This window comes from Thalassobacillus devorans (assembly GCF_011761345.1).
In the GTDB taxonomy this organism is placed as follows: Bacteria; Bacillota; Bacilli; order Bacillales; family Halobacillaceae; genus Thalassobacillus; species Thalassobacillus devorans.
In genome coordinates, this window is sequence record NZ_JAASRY010000004.1 from 373,170 (window position 1) to 389,032 (window position 15,863).

General features: G+C 42.0%; 14 protein-coding genes and 1 other annotated feature. Of the genes, 5 read left to right on the plus strand and 9 right to left on the minus strand.

Going from position 1 to position 15,863, the window contains the following annotated elements:
* The first annotated feature begins 66 nt into the window (after window positions 1-66).
* The gene (rpsD, locus tag FHS45_RS15020) at window positions 67-669 is read left to right on the plus strand and encodes a 30S ribosomal protein S4 (RefSeq protein ID WP_062447371.1); all 603 of its coding nucleotides are present in this window, start codon (window positions 67-69) and stop codon (window positions 667-669) included.
* A 133-nt stretch (window positions 670-802) separates the two neighbouring features.
* Here the strand turns inward: rpsD and tyrS are convergent, their stop codons facing one another.
* Window positions 803-2,071 (minus strand): tyrosine--tRNA ligase, encoded by a 1,269-nt coding sequence (gene tyrS, locus FHS45_RS15025; protein ID WP_062447372.1) that lies wholly within the window; start codon window positions 2,069-2,071, stop codon window positions 803-805.
* Between the two features lie 70 nt (window positions 2,072-2,141).
* Window positions 2,142-2,350 (minus strand) — a binding site (T-box leader).
* Between the two features lie 124 nt (window positions 2,351-2,474).
* Here tyrS and FHS45_RS15030 point away from each other — a divergent pair.
* The 4 genes from FHS45_RS15030 (at window position 2,475) to FHS45_RS15045 (ending at window position 8,139) form a co-directional block, all read left to right on the plus strand.
* On the plus strand, window positions 2,475-5,471 hold the full coding sequence (locus FHS45_RS15030) for a transglycosylase domain-containing protein (protein ID WP_062447375.1): 2,997 nt from the start codon (window positions 2,475-2,477) through the stop codon (window positions 5,469-5,471).
* A 195-nt stretch (window positions 5,472-5,666) separates the two neighbouring features.
* On the plus strand, window positions 5,667-6,314 hold the full coding sequence (locus FHS45_RS15035) for a GNAT family N-acetyltransferase (protein WP_062447377.1): 648 nt from the start codon (window positions 5,667-5,669) through the stop codon (window positions 6,312-6,314).
* Between the two features lie 5 nt (window positions 6,315-6,319).
* Window positions 6,320-6,964: an acetoin utilization AcuB family protein gene (locus tag FHS45_RS15040; RefSeq protein WP_062447379.1), complete on the plus strand. Its 645-nt coding sequence runs from the start codon at window positions 6,320-6,322 to the stop codon at window positions 6,962-6,964.
* A complete protein-coding gene (locus FHS45_RS15045) occupies window positions 6,961-8,139 on the plus strand; it encodes an acetoin utilization protein AcuC (RefSeq protein ID WP_062448088.1) in 1,179 nt (392 codons plus the stop codon). Before FHS45_RS15040 ends, FHS45_RS15045 begins: the two co-directional genes overlap by 4 nt.
* Before the next feature lie 45 nt (window positions 8,140-8,184).
* Here FHS45_RS15045 and motS read toward each other — a convergent pair whose 3' ends face one another.
* The 8 genes from motS to murC all read right to left on the minus strand — a co-directional run bounded on the left by motS (window position 8,185) and on the right by murC (window position 15,686).
* Window positions 8,185-8,991: a flagellar motor protein MotS gene (gene motS / locus FHS45_RS15050; protein WP_062447381.1), complete on the minus strand. Its 807-nt coding sequence runs from the start codon at window positions 8,989-8,991 to the stop codon at window positions 8,185-8,187.
* The gene (gene motP / locus FHS45_RS15055) at window positions 8,981-9,802 is read right to left on the minus strand and encodes a flagellar motor protein MotP (RefSeq protein ID WP_062447384.1); all 822 of its coding nucleotides are present in this window, start codon (window positions 9,800-9,802) and stop codon (window positions 8,981-8,983) included. Before motP ends, motS begins: the two co-directional genes overlap by 11 nt.
* Window positions 9,803-9,857: 55 nt before the next feature.
* Window positions 9,858-10,853 carry a catabolite control protein A gene (gene ccpA / locus FHS45_RS15060; protein WP_062447385.1) on the minus strand — a complete coding sequence of 332 codons (996 nt, stop codon included), beginning with the start codon at window positions 10,851-10,853 and terminating at the stop codon, window positions 9,858-9,860.
* A 266-nt stretch (window positions 10,854-11,119) separates the two neighbouring features.
* Window positions 11,120-12,178 (minus strand): bifunctional 3-deoxy-7-phosphoheptulonate synthase/chorismate mutase, encoded by a 1,059-nt coding sequence (locus FHS45_RS15065; RefSeq protein WP_062447388.1) that lies wholly within the window; start codon window positions 12,176-12,178, stop codon window positions 11,120-11,122.
* Window positions 12,179-12,847: 669 nt separating this feature from the next.
* Window positions 12,848-13,180, minus strand: coding sequence for a bacillithiol system redox-active protein YtxJ (gene ytxJ / locus FHS45_RS15070; RefSeq protein WP_062447394.1), 333 nt, complete (start codon window positions 13,178-13,180; stop codon window positions 12,848-12,850).
* 63 nt (window positions 13,181-13,243) lie between these two features.
* Window positions 13,244-13,693 carry a YtxH domain-containing protein gene (locus FHS45_RS15075; protein WP_062447396.1) on the minus strand — a complete coding sequence of 150 codons (450 nt, stop codon included), beginning with the start codon at window positions 13,691-13,693 and terminating at the stop codon, window positions 13,244-13,246.
* A gap of 2 nt (window positions 13,694-13,695) precedes the next feature.
* Entirely contained in the window at window positions 13,696-14,130 is a 435-nt protein-coding gene (locus tag FHS45_RS15080) for a DUF948 domain-containing protein (RefSeq protein ID WP_062447399.1), read from the minus strand.
* Between the two features lie 257 nt (window positions 14,131-14,387).
* On the minus strand, window positions 14,388-15,686 hold the full coding sequence (gene murC, locus FHS45_RS15085; protein ID WP_062447402.1) for a UDP-N-acetylmuramate--L-alanine ligase: 1,299 nt from the start codon (window positions 15,684-15,686) through the stop codon (window positions 14,388-14,390).
* Between the last annotated feature and the right edge of the window lie 177 nt (window positions 15,687-15,863).

Here is a 15,863-nt window from a genome sequence, read left to right on the forward strand (position 1 = left end):
TGAGCATCGTGTGTGGGACACACTGTTCTTATTTTATGCAAATAAAATAAAAAGGAGGAAATACCTATGGCACGCTATACAGGTCCGACTTGGAAAAAGTCACGTCGCCTTGGCATTTCTTTAAGCGGAACAGGTAAGGAGCTTGACAAGCGCCCTTACGCTCCAGGACAACATGGTCCAAACCAACGTAAAAAACTTTCAGAATACGGTCTTCAACTACAAGAGAAGCAGAAGCTTCGCTTTATGTTTGGACTAACGGAACGTCAATTCCGTCGCCTATTCGAAGAAGCTGGTAATATGAAAGGTATCCACGGTGAGAACTTCATGATCTTACTAGAATCCCGTTTGGATAACCTTGTTTACCGTGCTGGCTTGGCTCGTACTCGCCGTCAAGCTCGCCAATTGGTAAACCACGGCCATGTGACTGTCGATGGTGGACGCGTTGACATCCCATCTTACCGCGTGAAGCCTGGTCAAGTTATCGGCCTTCGCGAAAAGTCCCAAAACCTTGACATCGTTAAAGAAGCGGTTGAAGTGAACAACTTCGTTCCTGAATACCTTACTTTCGATGCTGAGAAAATGGAAGGTACTTACAGCCGTCTTCCAGAACGTGCTGAACTTCCTTCTGAAATCAACGAAGCGCTTATCGTTGAGTTCTACTCTCGTTAATATGCTTCAAAAAAAGCCATCCGAGTTTTCGGATGGCTTTTTATTATGGCAGCAAAAGCCGTGATTCAGTAATAAATGTGCGTCTCTATTAAAAAGGAAAAACCTGCGGCCAAAGCCACAGGTTTTGATTGGTTTATTGAAAGCGAATCATGAAGTATTTCTTTTTGCCACGGCGAATGATCGTGAATTTTCCTTCGATACGATCTTCTTCCTGGAGGTTATACCCTAGGTCCTGCTTACGTTCGCCATTGATATAAATAGCTCCATTTTTGATATCTTCACGTGCCTGTCGTTTTGATGAAGCGATCCCCGCTTCTACCAGCAGTTCTACCAAACCGAGTTCCCCGTTGTCTGCAACATGTGTAGGAACATCTTTGAACCCTTGTTGAATTTCTTCACCAGACAATGATTTGATATCTCCGCTGAACAGTGCTTCGGTAATTCGCTGAGCCTGTTGCAACGCTTCCTTGCTATGCACCATCTCTGTCATTTCTTCTGCCAGCCTGCGCTGGGCGGCCCGCATCTCCGGTTGCTCCTGCAATTCTTTTTCAAGTGCTGCTATTTCATCCATCTCCAGGAATGTGAAAGATTTCAAGAACTTAATGACATCTCTGTCATCTGTGTTAATCCAGAATTGGTAAAATTCATAAGGGGAAGTTTTCTCACTGTCGAGCCAGATTGCTCCTCCTGCTGTCTTTCCGAACTTGCTGCCGTCAGCCTTTGTCACTAATGGGACCGTCATGCCGTATGCCTTCACTTCTTCTTCTCCTGCTGCACGGCGACGAATGAATTCCAGCCCAGCAGTAATGTTACCCCACTGATCGCTCCCACCTATTTGAAGCGTACAGTTCTCTTTCTGGTACAAGTTGTAAAAATCCAGAGACTGTAAAATCATGTAACTGAACTCTGTATAAGAAATCCCATGCTCAATTCTGGATTCCACTGAATCCTTAGCGAGCATGTAGTTGATACCAAAGTGCTTGCCCGTATCTCTCAAAAACTCAATGATATTGATGGATGACAGCCACTCGTAGTTATTACGCGCGACTGCTGCATTATCGCCTTCATCAAAATTCAACAGCTTGGCAAGCTGCCTTTTAATGCTTTCACTGTAGCCTTCTACTATGTGCGCTTCATTCAATTGACGCTCGGTGGAACGGCCGCTCGGATCCCCGATCATTCCCGTTCCACCACCTACAAGGGCGATCGGGCGGTGCCCGGCACGCTGGAACCTTTTCAACATCAATATCGGAAGCAAATGACCGATATGCAGACTATCCGCTGTCGGATCAAATCCACAATATAGTGTCACCTGATTTTCCGCTAAATGCTTTTTCAAACCTTCTTCATCTGTCACTTGATTGATTAATCCTCGCTGTTCTAAATCTTGTAGAATGTCCATGTCCTCACTCCTCCAATTGATTACCACCATGCATATATTTCCAGACAAATAAAAAAACCCGCCCAGTAAAAAAAGGGACGAGATTTGTCGCGGTACCACCCTTGTTGCACATTCAAGTGCCACTTGTATCGATAACGGCTCGGTTAAAACCGTCTTCTGTTTAATCAGAAGAAAGCTCCAGATCGTATTTCACAAGATGAATATGTACCGGCTCGCAGCAGCCGCCGGCTCTCTGAAAACAGTGATTCTCTTGTTACTGCAATCATTCATTGCTTTTGCTATTTAACTTAATAATATTTTTAACATAGACCTGCCAAAAAAGCAATCCTAAATTCCATTCGTGCATTCCTGACATTGGCAGGATGTGTTATAATATAGAATGGATTTTTTAGGAGGTCTTATTATGTCTAATCACCCAAAAAAAGGTATAAATAAAGAAAAACTGCTGGAATTTTGGCGGAGTGGAAAACTCCAAAAGTCTAGCCGTATTACTTATGATGTTACCTGGAACATCATCTTATTTTTCATTGTGCTCGGTATTATTGGTTTGTTTTTTGCTGGAGGGGCTGGAGCTGGTTATTTTGCCTCACTCGTAAAAGACGAAAAAGTGATGAGCAAAGAAGAAATGAGCCAGGACGTGTATAATTACTCTTCTACCTCGGAATTATATTTTGCAGATAATAAATATTTAGGTAAAATCCGGTCAGACTTACATAGAGAAGAAGTGACCCTCGATGAAGTTGCCCCTTATTTGAAGAATGCCATCATTGCGACAGAAGATGCAAACTTCAATGAACATGAGGGAGTAGTACCCAAAGCAATTATGCGAGCTGTGGCACAGGAAGTAACCAATGCCTCCATTAAAACCGGAGGAAGTACTTTGACACAGCAAATCATCAAGAATCAGATTCTGACGAATGAGGTGTCTTTTGAACGTAAAGCTAAAGAAATCCTGCTTGCTCTACGTTTAGAACGCTTTTTCGAAAAAGATGAAATTTTAGAAGCATACTTAAACATTGTCCCGTTTGGACGTGATGCGAATGGTAGAAATATTGCAGGTATCCAGACAGCTGCACAAGGGATTTTTAATGTCGATGCTAAAGATCTCACACTTCCACAAGCTGCTTTTATCGCCGGCCTTCCACAAAGTCCTACTTACTATTCTCCCTTCACTAATGGAGGACAGCAAAAAGAAAATATCGAACCAGGACTCAGCCGGATGCGTGAAGTGCTCTCCAGAATGTTGGAGGGCGGCTATATAACCGAGGAAGAATATGAAGAAGCGCTTGAGTATGATATTAAATCAAACCTCGCTGAACCAGAACCTTCTTCTATTAATGATTATCCATGGCTTACATTTGAAGTAGAAGAACGTGCCCAGGAAATTCTCGCTAGGAGTCTAGCAAAACAAGACGGACATACAATGGAAGATTTACAATCTGATGAAGAACTGCGGGAAGAATATGAAACGAATGCCAGACGTGAACTACGTTCTGGTGGATATAAAGTTCATACAACAATTGATAAAGAAATGTATGACGTCGTGCAGAAAGTTAAAAATGAGTACAACAACTATGGCCGCAATAAAACCACCCAATTGGAAGATGCTGACGGCAATATGGTTGATGTAACACTACCTGTTCAAGTCGGCAGTGTAATCATGGAAAACAAGACTGGTAAGATACTCGCCTTTATTGGTGGCCGTGACTTCTTTGAGCATGGAGAATTAAATCACGCAACACAGGCCAGACGTTCAGCTGGTAGTACCATGAAACCGCTTCTGGCATATGCACCTGGAATAGAGGAAGGCGTATTACACCCTGGATCTGTTTTTGCTGATGTACCGTTCCAGTACGAAGGAACCAATAAGGAATTGAACAACTATTCTGGTGGTTATCACGGCTTCACTTCCATCAGGTATGCTTTGGCTAAATCTTACAACATACCTGCGGTAAAAGCTTTCAATGAAGCTAACAAGAGTGTGGACATGGCCAAGTACGGAAAAGCGTTGGGCTTCACCACCATTGCCGATGAGGCCTTCTCCTATCAGGCTACCTCGATTGGTGCCCAGGATGTAACCATTGAAGAAAATACCAATGCTTTCGCAGCATTGGGTAATAATGGCCAATTCGCTGATGGCTACATGATTGAAAAAATTGTCGATAAAAATGGCGAACCGGTATATGAACATGAAAATAAAGCAGAAAAGGTATTCAGCCCGCAGACAGCTTATTTGACAGTTGATATGATGAGAGATGTACTAGATTACGGAACAGCTTCCGGCATTAAAGGACAGTTGTCTAATCCAGGCGTCGATTGGGCCGGTAAAACCGGTACATCCAACGATTATACAGATACCTGGTTCGTTGCCACGAATCCGAATATCACCGTGAGTATGTGGATGGGCTACGACTATAAGCTCAAACTCGATCGTAATGGCTATAGCAGCCGGAACACGGCTCTTTGGGCGCGAGTCGTAAATGCTATATCGGAAGTTAATCCTGAACTGACGGCTCCAAGTAAAAGCTTCGAGCGGCCGGATGGGATCGTAGAGCGCACTTATTGTGCCACTTCAGGTCTGTTGCCTTCCGATTTATGTTCAAAAGCCGGTCTTGTAGAGAGAGATATTTACAATGCTGATTATGCACCTACTAAGAAAGATGACAGCTTAACCAGTGGCGGCGGCGACTTTGTCAAAGTCAAAGATAAGCTGGTTGTCGCAGGTCCAAGTACACCAAGTGAATTCGTTAATAAGAGCAGCGGAGGCGTAACACTGAATCCAGACTTCTTAAAAGAAAGAGGCCTGGATAAACCGGATATTTTACCTCATTTGATCCCTTCTTCGGATAAGTGGAGCAAGGTAGCTTTACCAGACGGTAGTTCCATTGACGCATCAGAAGGAATCAAAAATGACGGTAAAAATCCTGCGGCGCCTGGAGGAGTGACAGCGAACAGTTCTGCAGTTAGCTGGTCAGCTTCTTCCAGCCATGATGTTGTGGGATATCGTGTGTATCGCGCTTCCTCGGAAAATGGGTCCTACAGCCTCATTGGCAGCACCACAGACACCAAATACGGTTTTTCTGGTTCTGATGGCTTTTATGCTGTAAGGGCAGTCGATTACTTTGGTATGGAATCGTCCATGTCTTCCGCTGTAAAAGTAGGTTCACCTGGCCAGCCTAGTGAACCGGAGGAACCGGCCGATGCCCCTGCAGATGAGCCGGAAGAAGAACCAGCCGATGAACCTGACGAAGAAGACAACAATGCACCTGACGAAGAATCCACGGAAGATACATCCGAATCAGAAACAGATGAACAGCAATCAGAAGACAATACGGATGAGTCGGCTGAGGAAGAGGCAAATGAAGAATCAGAGGAACCATCCGAAGATGAAGAAGAATAATCCGCCCTTTCCTATCAAGCCCCAAACCTTTAACCGATAATAAACGGGTTTTATTAATCCTCCTCTCTTTTCGAGAGGGGGATTTTTTTGTAAAGAATTCACTTGTTAGTTCCAGCTGATAGATTCAATTTACATAGATTTCATGTATAATGAAAACCAACAGTGATAATAACCTTTATAGCAGGTGGTGTATCAATGAAGCATGTAAAGACGTATCATTCCAAGGTATTAGATACGGAAAAAGGACCATTAACCATCGAAGGTCCCCTAACCTCAGAAGAACTCTCCAACTATGAATTTCATCCAGACTTAAATGCTTTCCGGCCAGGCCCTAAGCAATTTGAAGCAATCAAAAGCATCGCGGATTTTGAAGAGGGGCGTCTTATCATTGCAAGACATGAAAATACCATCGCAGGCTATGTAACTTATTTACACCCTGATCCATTAGAAAGATGGTCAGAGTTTCAAATGGAAGATTTAATTGAACTGGGAGCCATTGAAGTTATTCCTGATTTCCGAGGGGCAAGAGTAGGATCTCATTTGCTGAGAGTAGCGATGATGGATGAATTTATGGAAAACTATATCATCATCTCTACTGAGTATTATTGGCATTGGGACCTCAAAGGAACTGGTTTAAGCATTTGGAACTATCGGAAAGTGATGGAGAAAATGATGGCTGCAGGTGGGCTGAAACCTGCTCCCACAGACGATCCCGAAATCGTTTCCCATCCGGCGAACTGTTTAATGGTGCGCATTGGCGAGAATGTTCCGCAATCATCTGTTGAAAAATTTGATCGTCTAAGATTTTTAAATCGGCACAAACAACGTACACAAGGGAGGTAAACACCATGCTAGTGGAAGAAATCATGAAGACAGACGTCATTACTATGAAGCCTACCGAAACGATTGGTAAAGCATTACAGCTTTTGAATGATCATCATATCCGTCATTTACCCATTGTGGATGAAAATAATTATGTCATCGGGATTGTTTCAGATCGCGATGTACGCGATGCGAGTCCCTCCATTTTTGATGATTCAGAGCCTGAAGAATTTGAAAATGAAATCCAGACGATTATGTCCCACCCCGTCATTACAGTTCACCCGCTTGACTTTGTAGAAGAAGTAGCAAGCATTTTTTATGAACATGAAATTGCCTGTGTACCAGTAACAAAGGAAGAAAGACTGATAGGAATCATTACCGAAAAGGATATGCTTTATACGTTGATTCAGCTGACCGGCACAAACGTACAAAGCTCACAAATAGAAATAAAAGTAAGAAATATTCCCGGCATCCTTCCGAAGGTTACCCAGGTTTTTGGGAAAAGAAAAGTGAATATCAGTTCCGTTTTAATTTACCCATATAAGCCGGATTCCAGATACAAAATACTGGTATTCCGTATCCAGACGATGAATCCGATGCCGACAATCGAAGACTTAAAAGAAGCAGGATATGAAGTGTTATGGCCGAACATGCCAGGGATGTCATCATGAAGTGCCAGTCTGCTTTTGTATACTCCGATGCTTTTACACAATATAAATTTCGTGACGACCACCCCTTCAACCAGTTACGGGTGCAAATGACAAAAGAGTTGTTGGAGTTAGAGAATTCTTTACAACCAGAACACCTTCTCTCTCCGCGCTCGGCTACAGAGGAAGAGTTAGCGCTGGTACATAGTTCTACTTACATCGATGCAGTAAAAAAAGCAAGCGCAGGAAACCTTAAAGAAGAAGAAGGTATGGAATTTGGAATCGGAACAGAGGATACACCTATGTTCAAAGGCATGCATGAAGCTTCTTCTCTTTTAGTCGGTAGTACCTTGACTGCTATTGATGCAGTACTTGAAGGGGATTGTGAACACTCGCTCAACCTTGGAGGCGGTCTCCACCATGGCTTTGAACGAAAGGCTTCGGGATTTTGTATCTATAATGATGGAGCTGTCGGCATTGAATACATTCGAAAGAAGTATGGCTACAAAGTCCTCTATGTAGATACAGATGCACACCATGGGGATGGGGTTCAATGGTTATTTTATGATGATCCTAACGTGTGCACTCTTTCGATTCACGAAACAGGCCGCTACCTGTTTCCTGGCACAGGGAATGTTACCGAACGAGGATTAAAAGAAGGATACGGATATTCCTTCAATCTGCCTATTGATGCCTTCACAGAAGATGAGTCATTTCTGGAACTTTATGAATCCGCATTCAAAGAAATTGTGGAATATTTCAATCCTGACGTCATTGTGACTCAAAACGGAGCGGACGCCCATTATTTTGATCCTTTGACTCATTTATGTTCAACAATGCAAATCTATGAACGGATACCTAAGCTGGCACACGAATTAGCTCACAAGCATTGTGAAGGACGGTGGATAGCGTTGGGCGGAGGAGGTTATGACATTTGGAGAGTCGTCCCGAGGGCATGGGCGCAAATTTGGAAAACTATGACTACTGGCAAGCCATTTTCAGGTAACCTCCCTGCTAAATGGATAGAAAAATGGCAAAAAAAGTCACCTGTAGACCTTCCAAGCACATGGCATGACCCCGAGGGCTTTTACAAACCCATTCCAAGAAAAGCAGAGATCACAGAAAAGAATAAAAAGGTCTTAGCAAATGCTTTGCAATTCATCCACAACCAGAAAAAATATAACCATTTATCTCCCTAACTGAAAATACCACCTGGATCCAGGTGGTATTTCTTAAATAATGAATTATGAAGAAGTCTGTTTATTGTTATAAGCATCCTCTAAAATTACGATTTCCACACGGCGATTCTTACTCCAATTATCAGGAGTATCATTCGGAACAGCAGGACGTGTCTCTGCATACGCGATTGCTGAAAAGCGCTCGCTGTCCAGACTAGTCTCACTTACGATGTACCGTATGACACTGCTTGCTCTTGCACCGGATAATTCCCAATTCGAAGGATACCTGAATGTTGAAATCGGCCGATTGTCGGTGTGACCTTCCACCGTTATATCATTAGGTATATTAGTCAATAACGTACCCACCTTGCTCAAAAAAGGCTTTCCTGACTCTAATACTTTCGCTTCACCGGAATCAAATAACAATTGTTCCTGAAGGACCAGCACCACACCGCGATCTGTACGATTGGCAGAAATCACTTCATTTAGCTTATTCTTATCTAAGAAAGCTTCTACTTCTTCAACTAATTGGTCCAAATCATTTTCATCACTTGCCTCTTCAGCCTCTGAATCATAGGCGGTGGCATTCACTTCATTAGTCGGGTTCTCAAATTCATTCGATGCTTCCCCACTTTCAAGCGGGTCCGTCTTTTCTGTGGGATTCTCCATCTCTACAGGGGAAGGATAAAAATCAAAGATCATTCGATTCCGAAACGACTCGGAAATTGCCTCAAATTTAACTAAGTCAATCTGTGACATAGAAAATAATAGGATGAAAAAAACCAGAATCAAGGTCATGAGGTCAGAATATGTAACCATCCATCGCGGTGCGCCCTTCTCCTCGCGTTTCTTCAGGGGTCTCCTAGACTTCATTAGCCGCTTCCCCCATGAACGCTTCTTCCTGGTCTTTCGTTTCTTGTTTCTCTTCATCTGAAAGGAAAGCACTTAGTTTTTCTTCTAAAATTTTCGGGTTCTGACCTGATTGGACACCTATGACCCCTTCAATAATAATCTGTTTGATGAAGATCTCCTGCTCTGTTTTATTTTCCAGCTTGCCTGCCATCGGGATAAAAACCAGATTGGCCATGACTGTACCATAAAAAGTGGTCAAGAGTGCAACAGCCATCTTAGGTCCCAGCGTTGTTGGATCGGTCAGACTATTCAACATCAAGACCAGCCCGATCAATGTGCCAATCATCCCCCATGCCGGAGCGTATTCTCCCGCTTTTTCAATAATAGAGCGCCCTCGTTGATGCCTTTCTTCCAAGGCCGTTATTTCTGCTTCCATAATTTCCTGAATAACTTCAGGTTCAATACCATCTACCGCCAGCAATATCCCTTTTTTAATAAAAGGATCATCTACATCTTCCAATTCTGTTTCTAATGCCAGTAAGCCTTCTCTGCGCGCTCTATCTGATAAACGAATGAACACTGTAATTAATTCGCGAAGGTTCAAGTCATTCTGATTAAAAGATTCCTTGAAGACTCGAAAAGTTAATTTGAGGTCACTGATATTAAAGTTGATGATAAGTGCTGCCATTAAACCACCAAGGACAATCACAACCGAAGAAACTTGCAGGAATGATTGGACACCAGAAGCCCCACCACTCGACAAAATTCCAAACATGATCATGATTGTCCCTAAAGTGATGCCTATTGGAGTTAAAATATCACGCTTTTTCATACTCTCTCTCCCTAACTGACGCGTATATATTCTACTCCTAATATCGACATTCTATTTATTTTGTTGAGTTTCTTTCAATAATTCGATGCGGAAGTACTACATTTTGTTCGGTCACTTCTTCTTTATTCATATATTTTGTCAATAACCGCATCGCAACCGCTCCAATATCATACATTGGCTGTACCACCGTAGAAAGAGTCGGACGAACCATTGTAGCTAAACGAGTGTTATCAAATCCAAATACTTCGATATCCTCTGGTACCTTCAACCCCTTGTCTTGTGCTCCATGAATGATGCCTAAGGCCATTTCATCAGAAGCTACAAAAACAGCCGTAGGAGATTGGCCTTCAGAAGTCAATTGTTCAAAAGCTTCAATGCCGGAATCATAAGAATAGTCACCCGTTACAATTAGATTATCTGTTACTTCCCGTCCTGCTTCTTTCAATGCACGTTTGTACCCATCAAGCTTCTGTGTATTAATTTCTGTATTTTCAGGGCCTGACACAAACGCAATCCGATCGTTCCCATGGGATATCAATAATTCAGTCGCTTCAAAGGCTGCTTCTTCATAGTTGATATTCACCGATGGAGTACTTTTGGTTTCATCAATGGTGGCAGCCAATGCTACTGGCACAGAAGCATTCTTAAATTCACGGATGTGGTCTTCCGTAATTTTGCCACCCATGAATACGAGGCCATCTACCTGTTTTCCGAGCATGGTATTGATCAGATGAATTTCTTTTTCTTTATTTTGATCTGAGTTGCTTAAGATAATATTGTAGTTATACATCGTCGCGATATCCTCAATCCCTCTTGCCAGTTCGGCAAAAAAGATGCTGGAAATATCGGGAATGATTACTCCGACGGTTGTAGTTTTTTTACTGGCTAACCCTCTAGCTACTGCGTTCGGCCGATAACCCAGACTTTCAATCGCGTCCAACACTTTTTTTCTAGTGGCGGGCTTGACATTAGGATTGCCATTCACAACCCTCGACACAGTCGCCATTGATACATTTGCTTCTCTTGCTACATCATATATAGTTACATTCATGCAAAGTTCCCTCCTCAAATTCTTTCTTCTATGTTTGCGTATCAATAAAACAATCATATTATACTATATTACTCACCGCAATAAAGACGTACAGAATAATCCCTATACAAATCATACCCTAAAAATGAACTTTATAAAATTACAAAGTAACCAATTCAACAAGATTCTTCGCTCAGTTTTCCACAAGGTGGCAAAATTATGAATAGGGACAAAAACAAAAGGAACCGGACTGAGCCTCAGTCCGGTTCTCCCTACTTGATCACTAGCTATTTAGTCAGTTCTTCCATGAAGGAATGGAACATGTCAATATCCATCTGTTGGGCTGAGTCAGAAAGTGCCACAGCAGGGTCAGGGTGCACTTCTGCCATTACACCGTCTGCCCCAATGGCCAAAGCAGCTTTAGCTGCCGGCAGCAATAAGTCGCGTCGGCCGGTGGAGTGGGTAACGTCCACCATTACCGGTAAATGCGTTTCTTGCTTCAGGATTGGTACTGCAGATATATCTAATGTATTCCTAGTTGCTTTCTCGTAGGTACGGATTCCACGTTCACAAAGCATGATATTAGCATTACTACGGGAAATGATGTACTCTGCCGCATTAATGAATTCTGAAATAGTGGCGGACATGCCTCGTTTCAGTAATACTGGCTTATCTACTGAACCTGCAGCTTTCAGGAGTTCAAAGTTCTGCATGTTCCGGGCACCGATTTGAATAATATCAACGTAATCGACTGCCTTATATACGTCTGCAGGGTTCACTATCTCACTAATCACTGCTAAATCATATTCATCAGCTACCCGCTTCAAAATCTTTAAGCCTTCTAATCCAAGACCTTGGAAGTCATAAGGAGAAGTTCTAGGTTTGAAGGCTCCACCTCGTAATATTTTCAACCCTTGTTTCTTAACAGCTTCAGCAACAGCAGCTACTTGCTCATAGCTTTCTACTGCACAAGGTCCCATGATAAAGTGCGGATTGCCATCACCGATTTTTTCACCGTTGATATCGATAATCGTATCTTCAGCTTTTTTCTTTCTGGAAACCAATAGTGCTTTCCTATGGTCATCTTCCTGCAGTTCGAGACTGGCCTTAAAGATTTCTTTGAACAATTGTTGAATCGTGGAAGTTTCAAAAGGTCCTTTATTATGTTCCTGGATTTGATCCAGCATTTTCCGCTCACGGACCGGGTCAAACCGATTGACCCCCTGGGTAGTTTTAACTTGCCCGATTTCCTGGACGAGTTCTCCCCTTTTATTTATAAGATCTAAAATCTCCAAATTCACTCGATCCAGCTCATCACGTAATTGATCTAGTTGCTCATTACTCATAATAAAAGCCTCCATTCCGTTTTACTTGCTGAAAAAAAACAATAATTTTAAATGATAATTACGGAACATTATATATGACTTAACTCTTCTTGTCACCCCTTTAAAGCGATAAAATCCAGAAGAATTTTTAAATGTTCAAACAAAACAATTATGTAATCGCTTTCAGTTGCGAATATCCCGATTTCTTATATTTGATTATAAAAAAGAGGCCTATTCACTTAAAAAGCCGAAAAGTCGAAGACTTGATTTTGATATATTGGCTGGAAGAACGGGGCGTGGGGGAACGAGTCGCTTTCCACGGGAGTTCGTTGAGCCTCCTCGAGCTAACGCTCTGCGGGGTCTCACCTGGAACTCTTTTCCCGTAGGAGTCTCCCCGTTCCCCCACGCCCCTTGCCATATAAGATAATCGAAATCGTTCCAGCCCTATTTTGTGAAGAGTATCCTATTACAATGCTAAATTGATTGGTACTTTCTGTTCCACAAGTACGCTTTTCTTTGTAGATGTTTCAAGTCACTAATACACATAAGCTCACCGTACGCCCATGGAAAGCAACTGATTTCCCGGACTCCAAACGGTTACTACCGTAACGGAAACAACTTATCTCGAAACTGAGTCTTCAGCAAAAGGGAGCTTTATTTGATAATCTATATAGTCAATTAAATGAAAAATCAAGAGAGCTTTTGTGTGCTTTCCTCTAGGGCCTCTTCCGTTACGGCTCCGTGGGAATCATGCCAGACTACTTCCTTACCGTGAAATAACAATGCCTGAGGCGACTCATGGCGGATACCATAGCCCTCAGCAATCTTATTGGATAATGGACGAGCTTCCTGTACATGAAGCATGTAGCATGGTATTTCTGTTTTATTATTAAATTTTTCAAATTGTGTTTTTACAAACGTGCTGACTGGGCAAGTCAAACTGTGTTTTAGTAAATAGAAATCTTTATTTTCTTGTACTAACTGATTAAATTCCTCTTCGTTTTTTAATACTTGTATACTCATGTTCATTCCTCCTCAATGATAGACATGAAAATGACGAGACTATTAGCAGCCTCGTCATTTTATTTATTTTGCGTTGCTTGAAGTGGTTGCTTCCTGCTGTTTTTCCAGCTCTTCTGCAGCTTCTTCAATGGCTTCAGCGACTTCCTGAGCAGCTTCTTCTGCTTCTGCATCATCCTGGCCTCGGATATTGCGGACTTTATCGCTGATCACTTTTGTTGAGTCCTTAAATTTTGTGCCAAACTCCTGCGATTTTTCTGAGAAGTTTTTGGACAGCTGGGAAGAAGATTCAACAGCGCGCTCTTTCCATTCCCCACTTTTTTCAGATGCAACGTCCTTCCACTCACCGGCACGATCCTTCAAGTAATTCGATCCTTGATTAATATCATCACGGAATTCGCGTCCAGCTTTAGGAGCGAATAACAGTGCCACTACAGCACCTACAACTCCGCCGATTAAAGATCCTACCAGAAAATCTCTGCCGTTTGTTTGGTTTTGGTTCTTGTTTTCACTCATCGTTAAATTCCTCCCTTGTTTTTTCTTCCATCTTCTTTTTTATATTTTTTATACAGATTGATGGCTACCTGTCCCCACCTCATCGCCTGAGCTGCGGAATCATCATCATTGATCTTTGATGATGTTAAACTTCTTGAAACGGATCGGATAGACTGGTTGAATTCCTGAACAGAATCCCCGATTCCTTTAACGCCGTCTACCAATGAATTGAGTTTCTGTGATTTTTCTCCTACATCCTCCGCCAATTTATTGGTTTTATTCAATAGCGCTGTCGTTTCAAGGGTGATTCCTTCCATCTGTTCCTCGACACCTTCTAGAGTATCTGCTACGTTGTTCATTGTCCTGGAAACTGATTTCAAGGTGATACTGAGGTAGATCACCAATACTGCAAAAGCTACAGCTGCAATGAGTGCAGCAATGTATAATAGAATTTCCATTCCCCCTGCTCACTCCTTTTGTTATGTATTTATCATGTTTTAGTAAGTACCCTGGCTTGATTATTGCTAAACGTGGATATAGGGAACCATCTTCTATTACTGTATTATTCGTTTTAAATCTTGGAATATCCTTTTTTTTCGTCTGAATCTGTAAAAAATTTTTTCTTAAGTACCGATAAAAACAAAAGAAGCTGTTTCAAGAGTGCCTTCCAGCATCTGCTGGTGTTCAAACTCTTGAAAATGCAGCCTCTCCTAATTTAATTATTCAACTGTAATTCATATGCCTGCTGGTACTTTTGAATGTCACCGGCACCCATGAAAACCAATACACTGTGATTATATTCTTTTAGGACATCCGTATTTTCTGCCATCAGTAGATTTGATTCCGGAATCAGATCCTGCAAATCCTGAATAGTCAAATTACCGTTTTCCTCCCTGGCAGAGCCAAAAATATCACAAAGATAAATGGCATCGGCTTCTTTCAAACTTTCGGCAAATTCTTTCAGGAAGGTTTTCGTTCTGGTGAATGTATGCGGCTGAAAAATCGCTACTACATCTCTTTCCGGATACTTTTTACGCGCCGATTCGATGGTGGCTGAAATTTCGATTGGGTGATGCGCATAATCATCTACCAACACTTGATCACCTAATTGTTTTTCTGTAAATCGACGTTTAACCCCCGCAAACGAACTCATTTTTTTAATTTGTTCCGCGGTCATGCCTTCATAATGGCATAAAGCTATAACACTCAAAGCATTAAGCACATGGTGATTTCCATATCCTGGTATTAAAAAGGTGTCATAGTAGGTATTTCTTACAAATACATCAAAAGACGTGCCCTCATGGCTCTCTTGAATATTCTGTGCCTGAAAATCATTCGATTCTCCAATACCATAATATAGGACTGGAACATTTGCCTGGATATGCTGTAAATGTTCATCGTCTCCACAGGCAATAATCCCTTTTTTCACCTGTTTGGCCATATCCTGAAACGCCTGGAATACATCCTCGATACTTGTGAAATAGTCAGGATGGTCAAAATCAATATTTGTCATAATGGCATAATCCGGATGGTAGGAAAGAAAGTGACGCCGATATTCACAAGCTTCAAAGGCAAAATAAAGACTGTCTCTATGCCCTTTCCCAGTGCCATCACCAATCAAATAGGAAGTTGGGTAATTTTCTGAAAGTACATGGGCTAACAACCCAGTAGTCGAGGTTTTCCCATGGGCTCCTGTCACCGCAATGCTTGTATATTTTTGAAGCCATTCACCTAGAAAGTCGTGGTAACGGAAATAAGGAAGACCTTGTTCCTTAGCAGCTATAATTTCCTCATGATCGTCAGCAAAAGCATTACCGGCAATAATCGTTAAGCCATCATGGATATTATCTTTCGAAAAAGGCAATATCTTTATATTTTTAGCTTCCAATACTTCTTGTGTGAAAAAACGTTTGTCAACATCGGACCCTTGCACATGTTCGCCCGAGTCATGCAAAATTTGCGCCAGGGCACTCATTCCAGTCCCTTTGATACCAATGAAATGGTAAGTCGTCATAAACAAGTACCTCCAAAATTAGTGCACTTTTCCTTAGTATATGTATCATACTAAAAGTTGCGATTTTCGAAATGGTTGCCAGGCTGTTGTAAAACAAATAGCATTTGCCATATTAAGAGCCCGGCTATTTTTATACTTCCCTATTTTAGCATGGAATAACAGGAAGTAAAAACAAAG

What these genes read in the sequence shown, in the direction of transcription:
- FHS45_RS15065 (WP_062447388.1), bottom strand. Translation starts at nt 12,178, where the DNA reads ATGAGTAATGAGCAACTAGATCAATTACGTGATGAGCTGGATCGAGTG.
- FHS45_RS15045 (WP_062448088.1), top strand. Translation starts at nt 6,961, where the DNA reads ATGAAGTGCCAGTCTGCTTTTGTATACTCCGATGCTTTTACACAATAT.
- motP (WP_062447384.1), bottom strand. Translation starts at nt 9,802, where the DNA reads ATGAAAAAGCGTGATATTTTAACTCCAATAGGCATCACTTTAGGGACA.
- FHS45_RS15075 (WP_062447396.1), bottom strand. Translation starts at nt 13,693, where the DNA reads ATGAGTGAAAACAAGAACCAAAACCAAACAAACGGCAGAGATTTTCTG.
- tyrS (WP_062447372.1), bottom strand. Translation starts at nt 2,071, where the DNA reads ATGGACATTCTACAAGATTTAGAACAGCGAGGATTAATCAATCAAGTG.
- FHS45_RS15030 (WP_062447375.1), top strand. Translation starts at nt 2,475, where the DNA reads ATGTCTAATCACCCAAAAAAAGGTATAAATAAAGAAAAACTGCTGGAA.
- rpsD (WP_062447371.1), top strand. Translation starts at nt 67, where the DNA reads ATGGCACGCTATACAGGTCCGACTTGGAAAAAGTCACGTCGCCTTGGC.
- ytxJ (WP_062447394.1), bottom strand. Translation starts at nt 13,180, where the DNA reads ATGAGTATACAAGTATTAAAAAACGAAGAGGAATTTAATCAGTTAGTA.
- ccpA (WP_062447385.1), bottom strand. Translation starts at nt 10,853, where the DNA reads ATGAATGTAACTATATATGATGTAGCAAGAGAAGCAAATGTATCAATG.
- FHS45_RS15040 (WP_062447379.1), top strand. Translation starts at nt 6,320, where the DNA reads ATGCTAGTGGAAGAAATCATGAAGACAGACGTCATTACTATGAAGCCT.
- murC (WP_062447402.1), bottom strand. Translation starts at nt 15,686, where the DNA reads ATGACGACTTACCATTTCATTGGTATCAAAGGGACTGGAATGAGTGCC.
- FHS45_RS15080 (WP_062447399.1), bottom strand. Translation starts at nt 14,130, where the DNA reads ATGGAAATTCTATTATACATTGCTGCACTCATTGCAGCTGTAGCTTTT.
- motS (WP_062447381.1), bottom strand. Translation starts at nt 8,991, where the DNA reads ATGAAGTCTAGGAGACCCCTGAAGAAACGCGAGGAGAAGGGCGCACCG.
- FHS45_RS15035 (WP_062447377.1), top strand. Translation starts at nt 5,667, where the DNA reads ATGAAGCATGTAAAGACGTATCATTCCAAGGTATTAGATACGGAAAAA.